Annotated in this window: 17 protein-coding genes, 2 riboswitches and 1 other annotated feature; of the genes, 10 read left to right on the top strand and 7 right to left on the bottom strand. The window is 52.7% G+C overall.

Features of this window, described 5'->3' with window-relative positions; genetic code table 11:
• Positions 1-4: 4 nt before the first annotated feature.
• Together AC4G46_RS14370 and AC4G46_RS14365 are read right to left on the bottom strand one after the other, a co-directional pair.
• Positions 5-952: an EamA family transporter gene (locus AC4G46_RS14370; RefSeq protein ID WP_491128879.1), complete on the bottom strand. Its 948-nt coding sequence runs from the start codon at positions 950-952 to the stop codon at positions 5-7.
• A gap of 97 nt (positions 953-1049) precedes the next feature.
• A riboswitch (purine riboswitch) is annotated at positions 1050-1161 on the bottom strand.
• A gap of 154 nt (positions 1162-1315) precedes the next feature.
• Positions 1316-2788, bottom strand: a complete 1473-nt coding sequence (locus tag AC4G46_RS14365; protein ID WP_491128529.1) for a stalk domain-containing protein — start codon at positions 2786-2788, stop codon at positions 1316-1318.
• A gap of 261 nt (positions 2789-3049) precedes the next feature.
• Between AC4G46_RS14365 and AC4G46_RS14360 the strand changes: the two genes are divergently transcribed.
• A complete protein-coding gene (locus AC4G46_RS14360; RefSeq protein WP_491128528.1) occupies positions 3050-4237 on the top strand; it encodes an L-threonylcarbamoyladenylate synthase in 1188 nt (395 codons plus the stop codon).
• Between the two features lie 245 nt (positions 4238-4482).
• Positions 4483-5862, top strand: a complete 1380-nt coding sequence (gene gdhA / locus AC4G46_RS14355) for an NADP-specific glutamate dehydrogenase (protein WP_491128527.1) — start codon at positions 4483-4485, stop codon at positions 5860-5862.
• A 362-nt stretch (positions 5863-6224) separates the two neighbouring features.
• On the opposite strand, the gene AC4G46_RS14350 is transcribed toward gdhA, so the two are convergent.
• Positions 6225-7208 (bottom strand): diaminopimelate dehydrogenase, encoded by a 984-nt coding sequence (locus AC4G46_RS14350; RefSeq protein ID WP_491128526.1) that lies wholly within the window; start codon positions 7206-7208, stop codon positions 6225-6227.
• Between the two features lie 183 nt (positions 7209-7391).
• On the opposite strand from AC4G46_RS14350, the gene AC4G46_RS14345 reads away from it, so the two are divergent.
• From AC4G46_RS14345 to AC4G46_RS14325, 5 genes are all read left to right on the top strand, one after another.
• Entirely contained in the window at positions 7392-8141 is a 750-nt protein-coding gene (locus AC4G46_RS14345; RefSeq protein WP_491128525.1) for a hypothetical protein, read from the top strand.
• Positions 8142-8154: 13 nt separating this feature from the next.
• Positions 8155-9843 carry a VWA domain-containing protein gene (locus AC4G46_RS14340; protein ID WP_491128524.1) on the top strand — a complete coding sequence of 563 codons (1689 nt, stop codon included), beginning with the start codon at positions 8155-8157 and terminating at the stop codon, positions 9841-9843.
• A 24-nt stretch (positions 9844-9867) separates the two neighbouring features.
• Entirely contained in the window at positions 9868-11007 is a 1140-nt protein-coding gene (locus tag AC4G46_RS14335; protein WP_491128523.1) for a toxic anion resistance protein, read from the top strand.
• A gap of 62 nt (positions 11008-11069) precedes the next feature.
• Positions 11070-11603, top strand: a complete 534-nt coding sequence (locus AC4G46_RS14330) for a hypothetical protein (RefSeq protein WP_491128522.1) — start codon at positions 11070-11072, stop codon at positions 11601-11603.
• A gap of 15 nt (positions 11604-11618) precedes the next feature.
• The gene (locus AC4G46_RS14325; protein WP_491128521.1) at positions 11619-11777 is read left to right on the top strand and encodes a hypothetical protein; all 159 of its coding nucleotides are present in this window, start codon (positions 11619-11621) and stop codon (positions 11775-11777) included.
• 86 nt (positions 11778-11863) lie between these two features.
• Here the strand turns inward: AC4G46_RS14325 and AC4G46_RS14320 are convergent, their stop codons facing one another.
• Both AC4G46_RS14320 and AC4G46_RS14315 read right to left on the bottom strand, forming a co-directional pair.
• Entirely contained in the window at positions 11864-12862 is a 999-nt protein-coding gene (locus tag AC4G46_RS14320; RefSeq protein ID WP_491128520.1) for a ketoacyl-ACP synthase III, read from the bottom strand.
• A 79-nt stretch (positions 12863-12941) separates the two neighbouring features.
• The gene (locus AC4G46_RS14315; protein ID WP_491128519.1) at positions 12942-13301 is read right to left on the bottom strand and encodes a hypothetical protein; all 360 of its coding nucleotides are present in this window, start codon (positions 13299-13301) and stop codon (positions 12942-12944) included.
• A 48-nt stretch (positions 13302-13349) separates the two neighbouring features.
• On the opposite strand from AC4G46_RS14315, the gene AC4G46_RS14310 reads away from it, so the two are divergent.
• Both AC4G46_RS14310 and trpS read left to right on the top strand, forming a co-directional pair.
• Positions 13350-13532 (top strand): hypothetical protein, encoded by a 183-nt coding sequence (locus tag AC4G46_RS14310; RefSeq protein WP_491128518.1) that lies wholly within the window; start codon positions 13350-13352, stop codon positions 13530-13532.
• Positions 13492-13582: riboswitch (cyclic di-GMP riboswitch) on the bottom strand. (Overlaps the previous gene by 41 nt.)
• Before the next feature lie 161 nt (positions 13583-13743).
• Positions 13744-14031, top strand: a binding site (T-box leader).
• 96 nt (positions 14032-14127) lie between these two features.
• The gene (gene trpS, locus AC4G46_RS14305) at positions 14128-15126 is read left to right on the top strand and encodes a tryptophan--tRNA ligase (RefSeq protein ID WP_491128517.1); all 999 of its coding nucleotides are present in this window, start codon (positions 14128-14130) and stop codon (positions 15124-15126) included.
• Positions 15127-15226: 100 nt separating this feature from the next.
• On the opposite strand, the gene AC4G46_RS14300 is transcribed toward trpS, so the two are convergent.
• Positions 15227-15994, bottom strand: a complete 768-nt coding sequence (locus tag AC4G46_RS14300; protein WP_491128516.1) for an SDR family NAD(P)-dependent oxidoreductase — start codon at positions 15992-15994, stop codon at positions 15227-15229.
• 279 nt (positions 15995-16273) lie between these two features.
• Here AC4G46_RS14300 and AC4G46_RS14295 point away from each other — a divergent pair, with 279 nt between their 5' ends.
• Positions 16274-16879 carry a TetR/AcrR family transcriptional regulator gene (locus AC4G46_RS14295; protein ID WP_491128515.1) on the top strand — a complete coding sequence of 202 codons (606 nt, stop codon included), beginning with the start codon at positions 16274-16276 and terminating at the stop codon, positions 16877-16879.
• A gap of 77 nt (positions 16880-16956) precedes the next feature.
• On the opposite strand, the gene AC4G46_RS14290 is transcribed toward AC4G46_RS14295, so the two are convergent.
• Positions 16957-20340: a GH36-type glycosyl hydrolase domain-containing protein gene (locus AC4G46_RS14290; protein WP_491128514.1), complete on the bottom strand. Its 3384-nt coding sequence runs from the start codon at positions 20338-20340 to the stop codon at positions 16957-16959.
• Positions 20341-20393: the final 53 nt, after the last annotated feature.

The raw sequence follows: 20393 nt of genomic DNA, 5'->3' as shown, positions 1-20393 counted from the left end.
ATGCTTAAGAAGCAACGGCCTCTGAATTGCTCCAGCGCAGCTTATACAGCTCTGGCAGTACAACTCCCAGAAGGACCAGTACAACCCCGATCCACTGCAGCCCGCTGACATGCTCATTCAGCACGAAGGACGACATCAGAATGGCTACCGGCAGCTCGGCTGCACCCAGTATTCCGGCCATCCCTCCGCCGATATGCGGCACCCCGATCGCGAACATAACCGGGGGAATGAACGCGCCGAACAATCCCAGCAGGAAGCCGAACAGCAGCAGCGGTCCCCACAGGAGCCCGTTAAAGAGGAAGTGCGGCGGGAACATAATGAACAGCAGAACCATGCCGCCGGTGACCATCCATGCGCTGCGGTATGCCGGATGCGCTGCCGGAACGGCTTTGCCGCTGAAAATAATGAACAGAGAATAGCTGACGGCTGACAGCAGCCCGAGTGCGACCCCAAGCAGGTTGAACTGGGAGGTTCCCTGGCCCAGAATCCCTGCTGCCAGCAGAGTGCCGCCGAACAGCAGCAGCAAGGTCAGCATGGTGATTTTATCCGGACGCTGCCGTCTGCTGACAGACTGGATCAGCACGCTGATCCAGGTGAACTGGAACAGCAGAATGATCGCCAGCGATGCCGGAATGTAGCGCAGGGACTGGTAGTAGAGCAGACCTGTAACTACAGTCGGTGCTCCGGCCAGCATCAGCAGCAGCCGGCGCTTCCAGGTAAGCGCCTGAAATGCGGGTGTATCCGCAGGCGCTGTGGTACCGCCGCTGCTCAGCTTGCGGTTTGCCCTCACCTTGGTGAAGGCAGCCAGCAGCCAGGCAAGTATACAGCCGGTCAGCAGCTGTGTTCCTACCACTTCACCAAGCTTGTAACCCTGGCCGTATGCCAGTACAACAATGGTTGACAGAATGCCGTAGCTCATCGCTCCGATCAGCACGGAAATCAGGTATTTCATATCTTTCATGTTAAATAGGCCTCCTGAATCTTCTGAACTTCTTAATCTATGGATTGCCGCAGCACGCAAAAAATCCTAACTCCGAGATAAGGACCGGTTAACCGGTCTTTATCATCGTAGTTAGGAAGAATAGGCTTCCTGTAGAAACCCCCGCCCTATCCATGCCTTAACGGCTGCGGGGTTATACGAGAAATATTGAAGTTATTAGCATGACGACTTTTCATATGTTACACGGCAAGTCAGGTGGTGTCAACCCTCAAATGATTTAAATTTAAGCAAAACTTCTTTTACACTGTATAAGAGTAGGCTTGTATTGCGGTTATAAAAGAGCATGACAGCGACTAAGAGTTTCTTTTGACCCGATCAGCCCTCCAGCCGCACTTCACCGGTTGCCGGATTCCAGTTCACACGTATACCGAGCAGCTCACTGAGCTGCTGTAGCGGGAATAGGGTGGTGTCAGAATATTTATGCAGCGTAACCGCCTGTCCTGACTTTTTGCCGTTAATGAACAGCTGTGCCGGATCTGTAGTTTTGATGTGCACGGTGGTATCCCCATAGGCAAACGACCATACGGTGAACCGGTAGTTGTTGTATTTCGGATCAGGATTGGACAGGCTCATATTCGCCTTCACTCCAAGGGCCTTAAGCACGCTGGTATAAGGGACATACAGCTTGCCTCCGACCACCGCCGAAGTCCCGTAAAAATCAACGGCCTGCCCGTTCACCGAATATTGGAGCGGTTGCTGAACCGGTAAGGCTGCTATGGTATCGTCATTGGTTACAGTACCGCTGCCCGTTGCAAGACCGCCGTAAAACCCTTCCCCCCAGCCCAGCAGCGTGCCGTCCTTGCGCTGGGCAAAGCCGAAGGTTCCCGTGGTGCCCCATACTTCAGTGATGCTCTGGGCATTTGGGATCTGAAACGGCCTGGATGCTCCACCGGCGTTATAATTCCACTGCCAGAGCGTCCCGTTCATCTTCACCGCAAACAGCTTGTTGCTGCCTGTCTGAAGCTTGTAGCTGCTGCCCAGACCTGTAACCTCAGACGGTGTCTGCAGCGTACGGTTCCAGCGCAGTACCCGGCCGTCTGTGCGCAGCAGGAAGGCATCATTGTCACCCGAGGCGGCGATTTGTCTGATCCCCGAAACGGCAACTGTGTTCACAGTGAGGGGATCACTGGCCCAGCGGACTCTGCCGTATACGCTGTTATAAATGCTCAGCTGTTTTACAGCACCGTCTCCGGTAAGAAACAGCGCATCGTTACCGGCAATAACAGCCGATTTGATACCGGAAACACCGGGCAGCGGCAGGTAACGCACGATCATACGCATCGGGCTGTTATCCGCTGATTCGTAAGACGGGTACCACATCGTTGCTGTGCCGTCCTTTTTTATTGCCAGGCCTGTATAGCCATTCGTGACGATTGAAGCCACATTCTGCAGCCCCTCGAGCTTGAGCGGTCTGCTTCTTTGTACAGGTGACAATGGATCAAGGCTCGTATATGTCCCGTAGGTTGAGCCCCAGCCCCATACTTCTCCTGCTGCGCTCAGGGCAAAGGAATTGTTGGCTCCGGCGGCCACTTGAACAATATCTGTGAGTCCGGAAATTCGCCGCGGGATGTATTGATCGATTGTCGTTCCGTCACCAACCTGGCCAAACTTGTTATACCCCCAGCCGGTAACCGTTCCGTCGCTCCATGCGGCCAATCCGTGTGCAGTTCCTCCTGCCACACTGACCGCACGAACCGCGGCCGCAGCTTCAATTTCCTGTGCACCAGCCGGTACAAATAAAACTGCGGTCATAATGACTGCCATAAACCGTACTGCCATTTTGCGCATATCCGTGTCTCCTCCCGTTGTCACTGGCTTTTTGCGCAGTGCATTCCCCGCAAAATCATTTCTTGAATCTTCCATCTCAAGTAATGTACCCCATTTCGTGGCCTGTGCCTATTCAGACGGCAAATCTGTTTCTGCTGCAGCTGTGAGAACGCCGGTTATCCCTGTAAATTAACGAACAGGTGTGTTACTATTTACAGGATCAGCTGAATCCCGTTTCAGTCCGCTGCATAGAAATTCCAACAGAAAGTTCGTGATGCAACTATGATGTCCGACCCTTATTCCTTTGCTGTCCAGCATAGGACACAACCATACAGCGAAACCCGTTACTGGCGGCTGGAGCCGGCCGGAAGCAGTGCTGCTGAGCGGCAATATTCCGCTGCAGACCAGCAGTCGCTTGACGAAGCTGCCGCCATACTGGCCGGCGGGGGAACGGTCGCTTTCCCGACGGAAACCGTCTATGGCCTTGGCGCGGATGCGCGGAATACCGCTGCCGTTGAGGCCGTATTCGCCGCCAAGGGCCGTCCCTCCGACAATCCGCTGATTGTGCATATTGCCCGTCGGGAGCAGCTCGGCGGACTTGTCTCCGACATCCATCCGGCCGCCGCCGCCCTGATGGATGCCTTCTGGCCCGGCCCGCTGTCCCTGGTGCTGCCGGTACGCCCCGGTGTCCTGTCCCCGCGTGTAACAGCGGGACTGGACACCGTTGCCGTACGCATGCCGGATCATCCGGCTGCGCTGGCCCTGCTTGAGCGCTCCGGCTGCCCCGTGGCAGCGCCGAGCGCCAACCGCTCCGGGCGGCCGAGCCCCACGGCGGCCGCCCATGTGATGGAGGACCTCGCCGGTTACATCGGCGGGGTCCTCGATGACGGGCCTACCGGAGTCGGCGTTGAATCGACGGTAGTCCAGGTACAGCCGGACGGGACCGCCGTCATCCTCCGTCCGGGCGGGATTACTGCCGAGCAGCTGTCGGCAGTAGCCGGTGCCGTTGCTGCCCCGCCTTCCGGGGAACCCGGCGGGGCAGCGCAGGCCGGCGGAGCTGACGCCGGCGCGGACAGCAGCCCGGCGCCGCGCTCGCCGGGCATGAAATACACGCATTATGCGCCGCAGGGCTCGCTCTCCATTATAAGCGGCACATCGCCGCAGCGGGCGGCGGATACTGCAGCCGCACTGCTGCTGGAAGCACGCGGACGCGGCGAGAAGACCGGACTGCTGCTGTTCGAGGAGCACCGCGTCTTGTATTCTGACGACGCCGCAGACTATATTGTTTCACTCGGCCCGTTAGCCGCACTGGAAGAAGGGGCGCGCAGTCTCTACAGCGCCCTCCGGTACTTTGATGAAGTCTCGGCAGACTACATCATTGCCGAGGCTTGTCCGGACTCCGGACTGGGCTCCGCCATTATGAACCGGCTGCGCAAAGCTGCCGGCGGAGCGGTTGTCCGCACAGATTGAAGAAACGCTATTAGAGATATTCCATACGCCTGAACAGGCGTTGTGGGATATCTTTTTTTCTTTTTCATTGCATAAATATAACACTGTTTGTTAGTTTTATAGAATTTATTAATTGGCCATCAAAAAAGAATTGATTGGTAATTTCATGTCAGGTTTTAGTAAAATTCTTTTAAATTCTTAATAATATCGTGCCGTCCGCAGCAAGCTAACTTTACAAAATACATAAACAGGGAGTGTTGGTTCAAGTGTCTACTATTTCATCAACAGCTTCAGCAACAGCTTCAGCTGAAGAATATGTGCAACGCGTATACAGTGAGGTTACCCGCCGTGACCCGCTGGAGCAGGAATTTCATCAGGCGGTAAAAGAGATTCTGGAATGTCTGGTCCCTGTGCTGGCACGCCATCCGCAATATCAGGCGAATGCCGTTCTGGAGCGGCTTGTTGAGCCGGAACGTACGATTTCCTTCCGGGTGCCCTGGACGGATGATGCCGGAGCGGTCCGGGTCAACCGCGGCTACAGGGTGCAGTTTAACAGCGCAATCGGCCCCTATAAAGGCGGCCTCCGTTTCCACCCTTCCGTCTACTCGGGAATTATCAAATTTCTCGGCTTTGAGCAAATTTTCAAAAATGCCCTGACCGGACTGCCGATCGGCGGCGGCAAAGGCGGTTCAGATTTTGACCCCAAGGGTAAATCCGACCGCGAAGTAATGGCGTTTACCCAGAGCTTTATGACCGAGCTCTACCGCCATATCGGCCAGGATACCGATATTCCGGCAGGAGATATCGGTGTAGGCGCCCGGGAGATCGGCTACATGTTCGGACAGTACAAGCGTATCCACGGCGGCCATGAGGCCGGAGTGCTGACCGGCAAAGGCCTGCTGTACGGCGGAAGCCTGGCACGCAAGGAAGCAACCGGATATGGCCTGGTCTATTTCGTCCAGGAGATGCTGGCGGCGCAGGGACAGGATTTTGAAGGCCAGACCGTCGTTGTCTCCGGCTCGGGAAATGTGTCTATCTATGCCATCGAGAAGCTCCAGCAGCTCGGGGCGCTGGTTGTGGCCTGCAGTGATTCGGGCGGTTACATTTATGATCCGCAGGGCATCAATCTGGAAACAGTGAAGCGGCTGAAGGAGCAGGAGCGCGCACGGATCAGCGAATATGTTACGGCGCATCCGCATGCTGAATATACGGAAGGCAGCACGGGAATCTGGACAATCCCCTGCCAAATTGCCCTTCCCTGCGCCACGCAGAATGAGCTCGATGAGGATGCGGCGCGTGCGCTTGTATCCGGCGGCGTAATCGCGGTTGGAGAAGGCGCCAATATGCCTTCCACCCTGCCGGCCATCAATTACTTCCTGCAGCAGGGAATCCTCTTTGCACCGGCTAAGGCTGCCAATGCCGGCGGCGTCGCGGTCTCGGGACTGGAGATGAGCCAGAACGGCATGAGGCTCGCCTGGTCGTTTGAAGAGGTGGATGAGCGGCTGCGGATGATTATGAAGAACATTTACCGCAGCAGTGTCCGGGCTGCCGAGGAATACGATATGCCGGGCAATCTTGTTGCAGGCTCTAACATCGCAGGCTTCCTGAAGGTCGCAGATGCCATGCTGGCCCAGGGTGTGGTGTAATGAAACGCCTCATGCTTGTCGATATCAGTGATTTCTGCAGGCCGGAGAAGTGCTGCTGTTAAAGCTAAATGGAAAAACGCCATCTATTTCGATGATCAGCCGTCAGTTTGAGCAGGCTAGTTGGAAAAACGCCACTTAATTCCGCTGTTTTTCCTCCAACGGGGTTAAGCGTCTAAAATAAGTGTTACTTTTCCATCTAATTACTAGAGATATTGAAACTTCATTAAATTAGATGTGCAAAATCCAACTAAATGTCTTGGACAACCTGGACTGTTCCTAAACGGAACTTCAACATAAAAAACGCGCCTCAGATTTTTCTGACGGCGCGTTTTTTTGCTGCTTTTTAATCAGCTTTTATGTTACTACAGCAGATCACGGCGCAGCTCTTCCGGCGATTTAGGCGAAAGATAACCAAGCGGAATATCAAACACCGTTTTGGCACCGGCAGCTCCTTCCGCGCTGAGCCGGGCAGCGGCTCTGGTGTAGGCGATCAGTACGCTGGCGGTGAATTCCGGATTGCTGTCCAGCTTCAGCCCGAATTCGGCGATCTGTCTGTTGCCGCTTCCGGTCACCCCGCTGCGGATAACGAATCCGCCATGCGGCATTCCGGAATGCTCGCTGGCCAGCTCCTCTTCCGTTATAAACGTCACCGTCGTATCGTAATCGGCAAAATAATCCGGCATGTTAACAATGGTTTCGCGGATCGCAGCCTGATCAGCACCAGCTTCAGCCACGACATAACAGTTGCGGCGGTGCTTCTCACGGGTTGCCAGCTCCGGCGTTTCACCGGAACGGATGCGCTCAATGACTTCCTCAACCGGAACCGTGTACTGCACACCGGCTTTCACTCCCGGTACCCGGCGGATTGCATCGGAATGCCCCTGGCTGACTCCCTTACCCCAGAAGGTGTAATCATGCCCCTCTGCGAGCACGGATTGCATCAGCAGGCGGTTCATGGAGAACAGGCCCGGGTCCCAGCCGGTTGAAATCACGCTGACCTTGCCGCCTTCCAGCGCAGCTGCATTTACTTTTTCATAAAACTCCGGAATCTTGGCATGTGTATCAAAGCTGTCTACGGTATTGAACAGCTTAGCCAGCTGCGGAGTCTGCTCAGGCAGATCAGTAGCTGAGCCGCCGCACAGAATCATAACATCAATTCTATCTATGTATTCCTTGGCATCAGCAAGACGCTCCACCTTAAGGCCAGTCTCCTTGGCAAGACCTTCCGGATCTCTGCGCGTAAATACAGCAACCAGCTCCATATCCGGATTCTGCCTGATCACCTGTTCTACACCCTTTCCGAGATTTCCATAGCCTGCAATACCTACTCTAATACGTCTGTTCATGTTGTTCCTCCCTTGCCGGAAGCTTCCGGGTTATTTTTATTGTCTTAAATTACAAGTATATATACATTACATGAAATGTAAACATTTTATTTGCTGTTTCCTGTTTTTTCCTCATTTCTCCCGCATCAGCCAAGGATTATATGAATCAAATAAGGCTATAGCCAAATATACTCATACAGTGAGGTGATTGAGCTGAACAGATACAGGTTCGTCAAGCTGCTGGCCGTGATAGCCGGCGTTGTCATTATTAACATTGCTGTTTTGTCTCCAGGGCTTATGGCTGTAGAAATCGGAGGGGCTGACGCCATAGAAACCGCTGCAGCCGTTACCCTGCTGGTCATCAGTCTGCTCATTGTGCTTTATGCCAGCTATACATTACTGCTCAAACCTCCGGTAGGTAAAGTGGAACGCCCTTCAGCCTTGCCTGACGATTACACAGAACAGCTCGAACAGTATAAAAAGATAAAGGTACTGAAAAGTGATGCCGCCCTTGCCCTCGACCAGCTGGACCGGATGGATAAGAAAAAAAACGCACTGACCCGTCTGCTTGCTCAAAGATTTGATTCCGAAGAGCTTAGCTACCGGAAATTCCAAACCGTCATTAATGAAGTTGAAAAGCTCCTCTACCTCAATATCAGGGGAATTCTCGGCAAGCTCCGTTTATTTGAACCCTCCGAGTTTTCCCTTTTCGCCGGCTCCCGCACACCCGCCCAGTTCACCGACAAGCTTATTCAAAGGAAAACCGCACTGTATAACGATTTTTTCGCCTCCATTAAAGCATTCCTGGGTGCAAATGAAGAAATTCTGCTTAAGCTGGATCAGCTGCTGCTGGAAATCTCTGAGCTGGACGGTACCAGTGATCTGCCCGTTGAAGAAATCCCCTGCATGCAGGAGCTGAGCGCACTGATTACTCAGACGAAACTCTATCAATAGAGGAGGATGATTTATGTCCGGTAAAGGCAAAACGTTCATGATACTAGCACTGATCGCAGCGGCTGTATTTGCTTTAGTCTATTTCGGAATCACACTTACCTCGAATCTGGGCAAATCTACCAAGGAAATTACGGCGGAGGACGCAGATAAGAAGCTGGGTAAGCTCTACAGGGAGATTAAGGTAAACCTTGCAGACCCGGTTAAAGGCCAGATCGATCTTGATCCGGCGGATGTGGGGGATTCGCTGCCTGACATCTCCAAATTTGCGGTTTCCGTAGAGAATACCACAGATCATTATGTTGAAATCTTCTCCTCTACAGAAAAATCCGGCACTGGCAATGACGGCTGGCTGAATGAGGTGGCCTCGGCTTTTAATGAAGCAAATATTATGGTGGACGGCACAGCGGCATCGGTAAAAATCCGCAATATCGCCTCCGGTACTGCGGCCGATTACATAAGATCGGGCAAGTCTATTCCGGATGCTTATACCCCATCCAACGAACTGTGGGGTGAAATGATAAAAGCTGGAGGAATTAAGGCGGAGCTCGTAACCGAACGTCTGGCCGGAAATGTCGCAGGTGTGGTTACCTCCCAAAAGAAATATGACGAGCTGATTGCGAAATACGGCGCTTTGAACGTTAAAACGATCACGGATGCCATCGCGGCGAATGAGCTGTCTATGGGATACACCGATCCTTTTGCCAGCTCGACCGGGCTTAACTTTCTGATTACAGCCCTTGGGACGTTTGACAGCTCAAATCTGCTTGGAGACCAGGCGGTGCAGGGCTTTGAAAAATTCCAGGCCAACGTGCCTTTTACCGCCTCAACCACACTGCAGATGCGGGATGCGGCCAAGACCGGCATGCTGGATGCTTTTGTGCTGGAATACCAGACCTTTGTTAATGCCGCTGACCTCAAAAACGGTTACGTCTTCACCCCGTTCGGCGTCAGACACGACAGCCCGCTCTATGCACTCGGCGATCTGCCCGGGCAGAAGCAGGACATTCTCCGTGAATTCGCAGCATTCGCCGCACAGGATACATTTCAGCAGCTGGCATCGGCTAAGGGCTTTAACGGCTTGAATGATTACATCTCCGAGCTGGCTCCGGTTGACGGCTCCCTGCTATCTTCTGCCCAGAAGCTGTGGAAGGAAAAGAAAAACGGCAGCACCCCGCTTGCAGCGGTGTTCGTTGCCGACGTCTCGGGCAGCATGGCCGGAGAGCCGCTGAACCGGCTGAAGGAATCTCTTTTGAAGGGCCAGAAGAATCTCGGAAAGGACAACAGCATCGGCTTTGTCTCCTACTCCAGTGACGTTACGATCAACCTGCCAATCGGCAAATATGACACTAATCAGCAATCCATGTTTGTCGGGGCGGTCAACAGCCTGCAGGCTGCCGGGGGAACGGCTACTTTTGACGGAATGGTGGTCGCGATGAAAATGCTGCAGGATGAGCTGGCCGCAAATCCCGGGGTGAAGCCGGTCATGTTCCTGCTCAGCGACGGGGAGACCAACGAAGGCCATTCCCTGGCTGAGATCCGCAGCCTGATTGAAACCTACAAAATCCCGGTCTACACCATCGGCTATAACGCCAACATCAAAGCGCTGGAAAGTATTTCCGGAATCAACGAGGCTGCGAGCATCAATGCAGATACGGACGATGTGGTCTACAAAATCGGCAATCTGCTGAATGTTCAGATGTAAGACTACTATACAAGGAGGTCTGTCATGTCTTTTACTATGGAAATCCCCAGCACAGAGCAGCTGAGGGCTGTCATTGCCGAGGAAGCAAAACCTGAGCCTGAAGAGCTTACCCGGCTTAAGGAGCTGGCCAAAAGCAATGTTACCAGCATTTTGGGGCTTGATCTGGAGTCCCTGGAGAAACGCCAAGCGGTACTGCAATCCATTGACAGCTTCGGTATGGGCACCATGCGCTCCTCTTCGGATAAAAACGCCCTTCTGCAGGTATCCGTGGGCAATCTCTCCAAGACCGGGGATGAAGGCGGCCAGGTCGCCAAAGGCTTGACGGAGCTGCATCTGCAGCTGAAGGACCTCGACCCGAGTGCCGTTGATTTTGCCAAAAGTGGGCTGCTGGGCAGGTTCTTCAATCCGCTGCGCCACTATTTTGCCAAGTACCAGAAAGCCGACGCGGTCATCTCCGATATTATTGTGTCGCTGGATAAAGGCAAGACCATCCTCAAAAATGATAATACGACACTGCAAATTGAGCAGCAGACGCTGCGTGAGCTAACCCGGAAACTGCAAAAGGAAATTGAGCTCGGCCTGCTGATGGACCAGGAGATCGAAACGCAGATTGAAGCAGCCAGGGTGCGCGGAGAAGAGGAAGAGAAAGTGCGGTTTATTACCGAGGAGGTGCTGTTCCCGCTCCGCCAGCGGGTCATGGATCTGCAGCAGATGCTGGTGGTTAACCAGCAGGGAATTATGGCGATCGAGGTGGTCATCCGCAACAACAAGGAGCTGATCCGCGGCGTGGACAGAGCCAGAAACGTGACCGTCTCGGCCCTCAAAATATCAGTTACAGTCGCAAGCGCCCTATACAACCAGAAGATTGTCCTGAAAAAAATTGAGCTATTGAACCAGACCACAGACACCCTGATCAGCGGCACGTCAAGAATGCTGAGAGAACAAGGCGCAGCCATTCACAAGCAGTCGCTGGAAACCAGTATCTCTGCCGATACATTAAAGCAGGCATTCACCGACGTATTAACCGCCCTCGACTCCATAAGCACCTACAAGCAGGAGGCTCTGCCCAAGATGCGTGAGACGATCAGCCAGTTCCGCGAATTGGCCGACAATGGAGAGAAACAGATTCTCCGGCTGGAAAAAGGCTCGACACTCGGCTTGTAATGCATGAACTCAGCGATTCCTCCCTGCCTCCCTGAGGTAATAAGCCTTAGGGAGGTGTACATATGCACAAATCAACCCGTAGACATATCCTGCTAGCTGTCATGTGTCTTTTTTTGCCGCCTGTTCTGGTGCTGGTCTCCTTAACCCCTGAGGCAGCAGCTGCCGGGTTTGCGGCTTCCTGGCCGTATAAGGCCGACCGCCTGGAGTCCAGTCAGATGGTTGTCGTAACGGCCTCTTCTTCACGCTCCACTACAGGAGTCCTTTCATTACGCGAGAATCGTAGCGGAAGCTGGAAGACGGTGCTATCAGGCATACCGGTAACGCTGGGTGCAGGCGGCATCGGCAAAACAAAAGAAGGCGACAAGCGCACGCCCTCAGGGGTCTTCAGGCTCGGGGAGGCTTTCGGCTCCGCTGCTGGTCCGGAAGGCCTCAAACTCCCGTACAGCAAAGTCGGCAGCCGGGACTACTGGATTGATGACCCCGGCTCTGCCGAATACAATAAGCGGGTCACCTTTACCGGAGATCCCGGGAGCCGCTGGGCGTCCTACGAACGTCTCCTGCACCCGCTGTATAAGTATGCCGTCGTCGTAAGGTAAAATGATGAACCGGTCGTGCCCGGCAAGGGCAGTGCAATCTTTTTGCATATCTGGAGAGGAGCCGGCCAGCCAACTGCCGGCTGCATCGCCATGTCTGAGAGCAATCTGCTGAAGCTGATGAAGCAGCTGGATCCTGAGCTGTCACCCGCGATTGCCATCGGAATCGCAAACTGATATAGTCCCGTCACTGCGGGGAAAAGAATGAAGCCTGCGCAGTCTGCGCAGGCTTCTTAATGGTTCTGCTATAGTAATAATCCGGGTTAGAGTCTCCACAGTGTAGCACAGCTTGTAATCCCTGCACCGACCGACCACATGAAGAACAAATCACCGGGTACGAGTGTCCCGTCCTTGATGGCATGATGCAGGGTAATGAACGGGCTGCTGGTCCCTGTATACCCGTAAATATCACCTATATAAGGAAATTTGGCTTCATCCTCCTGCAGCTTGCCGGCAATCTCTTTGATCACTGAAAGGTTCAGCTGGCTGAGAATGTAGTGCTTAACCTCTCTTTTGGCATATCCGTGTTTATGGAGCAGGCTTTCAATATTGGTCACTGCTGTAGGGAATGCCACATTGACATTATACTCGGGATGCAGATAGATCTTTTTTTCCTCAAGCGTAAGATGCTCTCCGAACATCTGGGTCATACCGGCAGACGGAAACAGCATGTCTTCCGCCTTTTGCGTATTGGTATAATAAGCGGAATCAATCAGTCCGGAGTCCCCTTCCTCTACCCGTTCCAGCAGAACCGCGCAGGCAGCATCCCCGCAAAGTCCTTTTGAAGCCAGATCCCCTTCTTTATAAAAGCGGGCGATCTGCTCAGAGCCGACAACCAGCGCATACCTTACTCCGGGATTGGTCATCATCGAACGGGCTGCCTGGTCTGCGGCGACTACCATTCCCACGCAGTTCGCATTGCTGTCGTATACAATACAGGACTGTTTCCCCCCGATTGCCTGGTGCAGCAGGGCAGCGTCAGTCGGCGCACTGTATTCATGGGTGCCCGAGGAGACAACGATCATATCGAGATCCTCTCCGCCAAGCCCGCTGCCCGCAAGCAGCGCTTTAGAGGCTTGAATGGCCATATACAGCGTGCTTTCTTCATAGGTGGTCGCATAATAACGATCCTTACGGCCAAAATACTCCCAAATACCAATAAGCTTGTCTGCAGCTTCGCCAGCCTGTTCAGCCAATTGTGCATTGCTAACTTTGAATGGCGGATGGTACACTTCAGTTCCTGCAATCCTTACGTTAACCATATCGGCCCACCTTTGTTAGTGTATTTGTTATTTTGTCAGCATGATACGTTAGAGCCGTCCGGTCTCTTGCGGGTCTGAGCTAGCCTTTTACAATAGCCCACGCTTCGTCCACAGTATCTACAAAATGGCCGTTAAAGCTGGCTTTTGGCGCTACTCGCTGCAATTGCGACTTGGCCACCACTTTAACCGGATTGACGAGAACGGCATGCTTGAAGCTGTTATACATCACGTAGCAGCGTTCAAGCACCGGCAGAATTTCTGCTTTGAAGGGTGCCATGTCCGTGCAGTCAATGATCAGCGACATCTCCTTCAGCGGCAGATGCGGCATCTGGGCTTCGAAAATATCCACCTCTTTAATGGTCTCTTCGAGGTCGGCAAACCCGTGCAGGCTGATAAAAATTGTATTCCATTCAGGGTGCATAGTTGTTTCTGCTATCATCTTAAGGACATCTCCAGTTCTGTTTGTTTGATAAAAGGAAGCAAAGGTATGAATCTTTCAGAATGTGTTCAACAGTTTTCAATAGTGATCAAAACAGGTCAAAGCGCTCCTGCCGGGCAGGCTGTTTCTGTATTACAGCATGATTGCAACTCTCCCTTGTTGTATTTAGACAACAAAAAAACCAAACTATATGAGCGTCCCCGCTGTCATGCCGCTGTTTCTGCGGTTTAGACCGGTGGCTTTGCGTCTTCCGCCTTTCGGCGGAGTTGCCTTTGTTCATCAGCTGGCGCCTCTGAATTACAAACATATTTGGTATTAAGTGTCTAGCTTTATTTATAATTCTACATTCAAATTCCCTAATCCTGCTTGTAATAACCGAAAAATTCCCAAAGGAACAGATTGACTCCACCTGCTTCTTAAGTTAATATTATCCACAATATCAGTAACAACGTTGACAAAGGGTAAGTAACCCTGTATTAAGGACTTCAGAGAGCCGGTGGACGCTGCGAACCGGTGTCCGGCACAGGTGTGAATGGACTTTGTAGTTGCTTTTCCGAACCGTCTGCAAGGATGCAGTAGGGAAATGCCGGGAATCCCGCCGTTATCACGGGAGCGGTATCGAGCTTCACATCTTTTGTGGACTCCGCACCGTATTGACCAGACCGGATACCTGCAGATCAAGCAGCGAAGCGGTTAATTAAGGTGGCATAACGATAACTTCGTCCTTAGCGGACGGAGTTTTTTTATTTGCTGAAGGGGGTGATGGCCATGGAGGATGGCTGGTGGTGGCGACGGATTATCACAAAATATACCAGGAGGAATTGGAATGAACAAAGAACGTATGCTCACAGGGGACCGCGTTACCGGCAAGCTGCACCTTGGCCATTACTCGGGCAGTCTCAAGAACAGGGTAATGCTGCAGGATCAATATGAATCGTTTGTATTTTTAGCGGATGTGCAGGCGCTGACGACCCATTTTGAACGGCCGGACTATATCCGCCGCCATATCAGTGAGATCACACTCGATTATCTGGCCGCAGGAATTGATCCTGAGCGGACTACCCTTTATATCCAGTCGCTGATCCCGGAAATTGCCGAACTGACTATCTATTTTTCCATGTTTGTTACGGTAAATCTGCTGCGGCATAACCCTACAGTGAAGGCGGAAGCGAAAAGCAGCCATTTTGATGAAATGTATTACGGATTTCTCGGTTATCCCGTCAGCCAGGCAGCGGATATTACATTCTGCAAAGCAACCGTCATTCCGGTCGGAGAGGATCAGCTGCCTCATCTGGAGCTTACACGCAAAATCGTACGCCGTTTCAATGAGCTGTATAAGCCTGTATTTGCCGAACCGCAAGCGTTGCTGAGTGAAACGCCGCGGCTGATCGGTACAGACGGCAACGCTAAAATGAGCAAAAGCCTCGGCAATGCCATCACCCTAGATTCTTCGACTGAAGAAGTCACGCGGACAATCAAAAGAGCGGTGACCGATCCTGCCCGTTTACGCAAAAATGATCCCGGCCATCCGGAGATCTGCCCGATTTACGCTTATCACCAGGCCTTTAACCCGCTGGAATCGGCAGAGATTAGGGAAGCCTGTGAACGCGGAAGCATCGGTTGTGCCGCTTGCAAGGAGCGGATCACCGCAAGTTTAGAGGAACTGTTCACGCCTATGCGGGAACGCCGGGCTTATTATGCGGCCAGACCCAAGCTGGTGGATGAGATTCTGATAAGCGGAACACAGCGTACACGAGCCATTGCCAAGGAAACAATGCGTGAAGTACGGGATGCGATGAGCCTGAACTATTTTGATAGAACCTAAAGTTGATTTTGCAAACCAAAATAAAATAGTGCCCTTTGCGGGGCACTATTTTTAAGCCTATATTCATTTAGATTAGCAGTTCATTCTATCGCCCGGCCAGTTACTGCCCCATCATCCCGCCGTCAACGGTGTAGAGCGAAGCGGTAACGAACGAAGCTTCTTCGGAGAGCAGGAAGTTCATGACAGCCGCAACCTCCTGCGGTTCACCGTAGCGTCCCATAGGTGTAGCTGCCTCATTAGCTGCTTTGAAGTCATCGGCGCTGCCTGAATTCTTCTCGATCTTGCGCATCATCTGCGTGTTGATGGTTCCCGGCAGTACGGCGTTGACACGGATACCGAACGGAGCCAGCTCATTGGCAGTAACTCTGGTCAGGCCGATCACCGCGTGTTTGGACATAATATAAGGAGACATTCCCGGAGCACCCATGAGACCTGCCAGTGAGGAGGTGTTAAGGATGGCGCCGGATTTTTGTTTTTTCATGACAGGAATGACGTACTGCAGCCCCAGAAATACGCCGCGGACATTGACGTTATACACCAGGTCGAGTGACTTCACATTCAGCTCTTCCACTAGCCCGGACGGGCCTTCAATCCCGGCATTGTTGGCAAAATAGTCAATCTTACCGAATTTCGCCACCGCCTGGTTAACATAATTCTGCACATCTTCTTCTTTGGAGACATCGGCTGTAACAGCCAGTGAGTTGGAGTCGTCCAAGCCAAGCTCCTGAATGACTGCATGAATAGCTTCCTCATTTAAATCGACCAGAACCAGATTCAGCTTGCGCTCGGCGAGACGGCGGGCAAGCTCTTTTCCGATACCGCCTGCGGCACCTGTGATAACAGCTGTTTTGACTTGTGATTGACTCATTATGATTCGCTTCCTTTGTTTTGTAGTGGGTGAGTAAGAGGACTTTGTAACAAAATCGCCTTATCTCTTGAGACAAGCTTACACCTGTATTACTTGTTGTGACAATAATCAAAATATAAGATATTGTCGGCTAGGCGACACTGGAAGATGATATGTTACTCCCTAAGCAGTATTTTGAACATTTTGCAGTCATTTGTTTATTTTAAATTTTAAGCGTCGTCTCTTTTTCTATAATGCCCTTGTGGTTATAATAATACGATACAACCGTTGTGGAGGCAGATGGCATTGGAACGTGAAGAGGATTTGAACCGGAGGGTCAGACGTACCCGGCAGGCACTTAAGACAGCCTTTGTTGAACTGATTCTGGAAAAAGGCTATGAGGCAGTGACCATTATGGATATCGCCGAGCGTGCGGACTATAACCGCGGAACCTTTTATAAGCATTTTGTAAGTAAAGAAGACCTGCTCCGGGATATTCATGACGATTTTTTGCAAAATGTCTCGGAGGTATTGTTGCAGCCTTATGAAGGTATGGAGCAGATTGAGGCTACGGGGGTTTATCCTTCCCTGCTGCAGCTTTTTCAGCATATTGACCGTCATAAAAGCGAATATCTCGCCTTAAGCTCAGCCCAGCGCGGGAAAACTTCGGTCGAGCTCTACGATACACTGCGGAGATCCATGCGTGAGGATATGCATATCGAGATGGAGGATAACAGTCCCCCGCTCGATTATGAAATTCTGCTCAGCTACCAGCTGTCAGCCGCTGTAGGGGTCATTGATTATTGGGCCGAAACCGGCTTCAAATACTCTGCGGAATATATGGCCGGGCAATTAATGGCGCTCATTAACAGCAGAATGGATCATATTGTGTTTAAAAGAAACTGAGTTGCTGCATTAAAAAGCGGCTCAGGCCGCTTGTACCCAATCCGGACACAAGCAGGCTTGAGCCGCTTATTCTATAGTTACATATAAATATCAATGACTGTTCTCTCTGAACCTGCGTAGCGCTGAACCTCTTCACGGGAAATCCGCAGTCCGCCAAGCCGGTAAGGGTTAGCGAGCCGCACAGCTTCTACTTCCCGGCCGTTCACTTCTGCTGAGCGCAGAACGCCCTCTTGGCAGTGATAAACAAAGGTCACAGGAGAGCCGCCGTATTCAAAATCAAACCGGGTGCCGTCCAGCTCGGCAGGCAGTACCGGGTCCAGGATCAGGTCGCCGCCTGCTTCACGGATACCCAGCACATTCGAGATCAGCTGGTTCATGTAGATTCCCGGACCGCTGGAATAGATTCTCCAGCCGCCCTTGACCGCAACCGAACCGTCACGCAGTTCGTGGAAACGGTCCTGCGCTTCATAGCGGTTGGCAAATTTGCCGTCGGAGCTGCTGAAGTAGGCATTGCTCTGGCGCAGCTCGGCATTCGGCACGCTATCACGGATTCCGACCGGATTGATGGTGGCGAGGCCCTTCCAGACCTGATCGGTTGCACCGATCTTGGCCATCGCTTCCACGAAGCGGATGTGGGCATGCACGTACTGCAGGCCAATTTCGCGGCCGAAGTTGGCTGCCTGCTCCGCACGTTTAAAGTGTGTGCTTACCCCGCCGGCATACTGTGCCGGATGGTTCATCAAGCGCACACCGTCCGGGCACAGGAACTGCTCCTGGATCAGCTTGTAGTGTGCCTCCATCTGCTCAGGAGTAAGCAGCTCGCCGATCACGCTGCGGGTCATAGGCAGCAGACGGTACTGGATGCCTGTTTCCTTGTCTTCCGGATGCAGCATCAGCTTGGCCTGCTCCGGATCTTCAAAGTACAGGAAGCCCGGAATAACTTCGGTGCCCAGCATATAACGGTTAAAGTCGGCTTTGATGCCTTCAGCCAGCTGCTTCAGCTCTTCCGACCAGCCTGCGTCTGTATCTTGAAGCACCGTGGCCAGGCCCAGAACCGTCTGGTAGGTCAAAGCTACGGTCCAGCTGCTGACCATATACTGCTTGAGCTGGGCGTTCGCCGGCTGCAGCGTATCATCCCAGTCTCCGTCTCCATAGGAGGACAAGAAAGTATCATGCAGGAAGTGGGATTTGATATAATCCAGCTCCTTGACGGCATGCTCCCTTAGCGTGTAGGCAGCCTCAGTGAAGTCGAAGCTGTGTTTGCGGGTATACGGAATCCGTTCATCCAGCACCGCATAATCCCGGGTTGCCCGCAGATAGTCGCCAAGTACCTTGAGCGGCCAGACAATGATATCCCCATGGCTCTCTTCCTGCTGAACAGAAGTATACTTGTCAAACATGAACCATTGCGGCCAGTTGCCGTCATCCTCATACTGATGGGCAAATACGGTCAGCAAAATTTCCCGTACCTGTTCATATTTATGCGTGGCAAGGAAGTACTCCACAGGCCCCTGGCATACATCCCGTGTACCCCAGGCTGCTCCGCCATACTGCTCCAGTCCGTGAGGCACGGAATAGTGAACCAGCATATTGTGCGTGTACCACCAGGCCAGAGCATTTACTTTGAACAGCTCTGCCTGCTGCCCGTCCTCTTTTTTCAATTGAAAGCCGTTCATGACGCCTGCCAGGAAATCACGGTAACCGCTTCTCTCCGCTTCAAATCCGGATACCGCCGGAGTGCGGGATTGTCCGTCCAGCATTCCCTGGAAGGTAAGCGTCCATTCGCTGCTTGCATCCAGTACAAGTACGGCCAGTGAAGCACTGCCCGGCGCAGCTCCGGCTGCCAGCAGGGATTCATCCCCTGTGCTGTAAGCTGCCCCTTCCACTGTGATTCTGTAGGCCAGCTCAGGATAGACAGATGCACTCAGGCCACTTTCGGAAGCCCGGAACACCAGTCCGCCGTCATTATCCTGTGACATATGGTAAGGCAGCTCATATTCAGCCACGTTCATCGTAATCTGATTGCTGACGAGGAAACGGTAGGCTTTTCCGCTTGCCGAAGTGACATGCAGTCTGATCGCTGGCGCGTTCACCGCTGTATAGTTTGTAATAATAAAGGTATCTTCAGCCGTTTTGTAGTGCCACCGTGCGTAGTTAAAGCCGATTTCGAACAGCGACGGCATGGTCAGCAGACGGAATTGTCCATCCAGCTCGATATAAATCCGCTGGCCTGACGTTTTATTGACGTTCAGCGCATTGCGGGCATTCGACAGCATTTTGTTGAAATTGGTATTGCCGACGACGACCTGGGAATTGAAGATCCCGTACATATAAGAAGTAGTCGTCATCACCTCAGCGTTCAGCCGCGCATTGTCTCCGCTCATCAGAATATGCCCGTGCGGCCGTTCTACGAGCAGCTCTTTGCGTTTAAGAACAACATGCTCATAGGTGCCGGTAAAGAAGGCCAGCAGCTTCCCGTCTTCATGTTCCTCCTGGAACCGATGCGGGAAAAGGCTATCCAGCTCTTCTTCGGACAGCTCCTGTGTCTGCACAGGAGTTCCGATCCGGGCAGATGCGGCTTTCCGTTCTGCCCGGCTGCTCTCCGGCTTCACAGACGCAAGCTGTTGAACACTGCTCCAGGCAGCCCGCAGCTGGTCAGCAAATTCAAGGCCGGTCACAGCTGCTGGATGATCCTCCCGGAATAAGCCGTAGAAGGTAAAGGCGGCTTCGCCTTTAAGCTCCGTCTTTGGAGACTGCAGTGCAGTATAAGCAAATTCAAATTGATACACTTCATTGGCCAGATGCTCACTGTACAGTGCTTCCGGTCTGTCCGTCTCTTTGTAGGACAAGCCGAAGAACTGGAAGCCGTCGGTGGAATATCCTGCTGCCCCGCCGAGCAGCCCCTGCTGCAGATACGGGAACTTTCCGCCCTGCGGCTGGTTCTGGCGGGAACAGACGACATAACCGCCTGCCTGATCCGTGAAAACGGAGTGGTCGATATATTGGGACAAATAGGCCTCATTACTGGTAACGGCACCCGGTGATGCAATACCTACATCCTGGGTATAAATAACATCCAGCAGGGCCGAATTGCCTTTTACCCGCACATCCCAGAACCAGGTATCCTCCTCTGCCAGAGTTAAAGTGACCTGATACCCCAGCTTATCCGGGCTGTCCTGAGCTCCGGTACCGGCAGGAATCTCCCCCTGCCACACAAGCCGCTCCCCGTCCCGGCTGAAGGTGCTTCCCGATTTGACGCCGAGCAGAGGAAATGCCTGAATACCGTCCGGATGGTACAGGCGTACATACAGATTTCCCGCAGCACCGTCTACGCGGTTAGCCAGCAGCTGGTTAATCATCATCTGGCCGCCTGTCGCCTGATAAAGATCCCCGCTCTCCAGAAATGTAAAAGTAAGACCGCCTTTTTGCAGTGTAAGCTTGGAGCCGGTTGCAGTTGTCATTTCTCTTCACTTCCTTATCTGTTACGGCTAAACACCGTTATTATGTCTGTTAG

It is taken from the genome of Paenibacillus sp. fava2, from assembly GCF_058313675.1.
The sequence above is the reverse complement of the archived record's forward strand: the minus strand, read 5'-3'. Positions and strand labels throughout refer to the sequence as shown.

What these genes read in the sequence shown, in the direction of transcription:
- AC4G46_RS14370 (WP_491128879.1), bottom strand. Translation starts at nt 952, where the DNA reads ATGAAATACCTGATTTCCGTGCTGATCGGAGCGATGAGCTACGGCATT.
- AC4G46_RS14365 (WP_491128529.1), bottom strand. Translation starts at nt 2,788, where the DNA reads ATGCGCAAAATGGCAGTACGGTTTATGGCAGTCATTATGACCGCAGTT.
- AC4G46_RS14360 (WP_491128528.1), top strand. Translation starts at nt 3,050, where the DNA reads ATGATGTCCGACCCTTATTCCTTTGCTGTCCAGCATAGGACACAACCA.
- AC4G46_RS14350 (WP_491128526.1), bottom strand. Translation starts at nt 7,208, where the DNA reads ATGAACAGACGTATTAGAGTAGGTATTGCAGGCTATGGAAATCTCGGA.
- AC4G46_RS14340 (WP_491128524.1), top strand. Translation starts at nt 8,155, where the DNA reads ATGTCCGGTAAAGGCAAAACGTTCATGATACTAGCACTGATCGCAGCG.
- AC4G46_RS14335 (WP_491128523.1), top strand. Translation starts at nt 9,868, where the DNA reads ATGTCTTTTACTATGGAAATCCCCAGCACAGAGCAGCTGAGGGCTGTC.
- AC4G46_RS14330 (WP_491128522.1), top strand. Translation starts at nt 11,070, where the DNA reads ATGCACAAATCAACCCGTAGACATATCCTGCTAGCTGTCATGTGTCTT.
- AC4G46_RS14320 (WP_491128520.1), bottom strand. Translation starts at nt 12,862, where the DNA reads ATGGTTAACGTAAGGATTGCAGGAACTGAAGTGTACCATCCGCCATTC.
- AC4G46_RS14315 (WP_491128519.1), bottom strand. Translation starts at nt 13,301, where the DNA reads ATGATAGCAGAAACAACTATGCACCCTGAATGGAATACAATTTTTATC.
- AC4G46_RS14310 (WP_491128518.1), top strand. Translation starts at nt 13,350, where the DNA reads ATGAATCTTTCAGAATGTGTTCAACAGTTTTCAATAGTGATCAAAACA.
- trpS (WP_491128517.1), top strand. Translation starts at nt 14,128, where the DNA reads ATGAACAAAGAACGTATGCTCACAGGGGACCGCGTTACCGGCAAGCTG.
- AC4G46_RS14300 (WP_491128516.1), bottom strand. Translation starts at nt 15,994, where the DNA reads ATGAGTCAATCACAAGTCAAAACAGCTGTTATCACAGGTGCCGCAGGC.
- AC4G46_RS14295 (WP_491128515.1), top strand. Translation starts at nt 16,274, where the DNA reads ATGGCATTGGAACGTGAAGAGGATTTGAACCGGAGGGTCAGACGTACC.
- AC4G46_RS14290 (WP_491128514.1), bottom strand. Translation starts at nt 20,340, where the DNA reads ATGACAACTGCAACCGGCTCCAAGCTTACACTGCAAAAAGGCGGTCTT.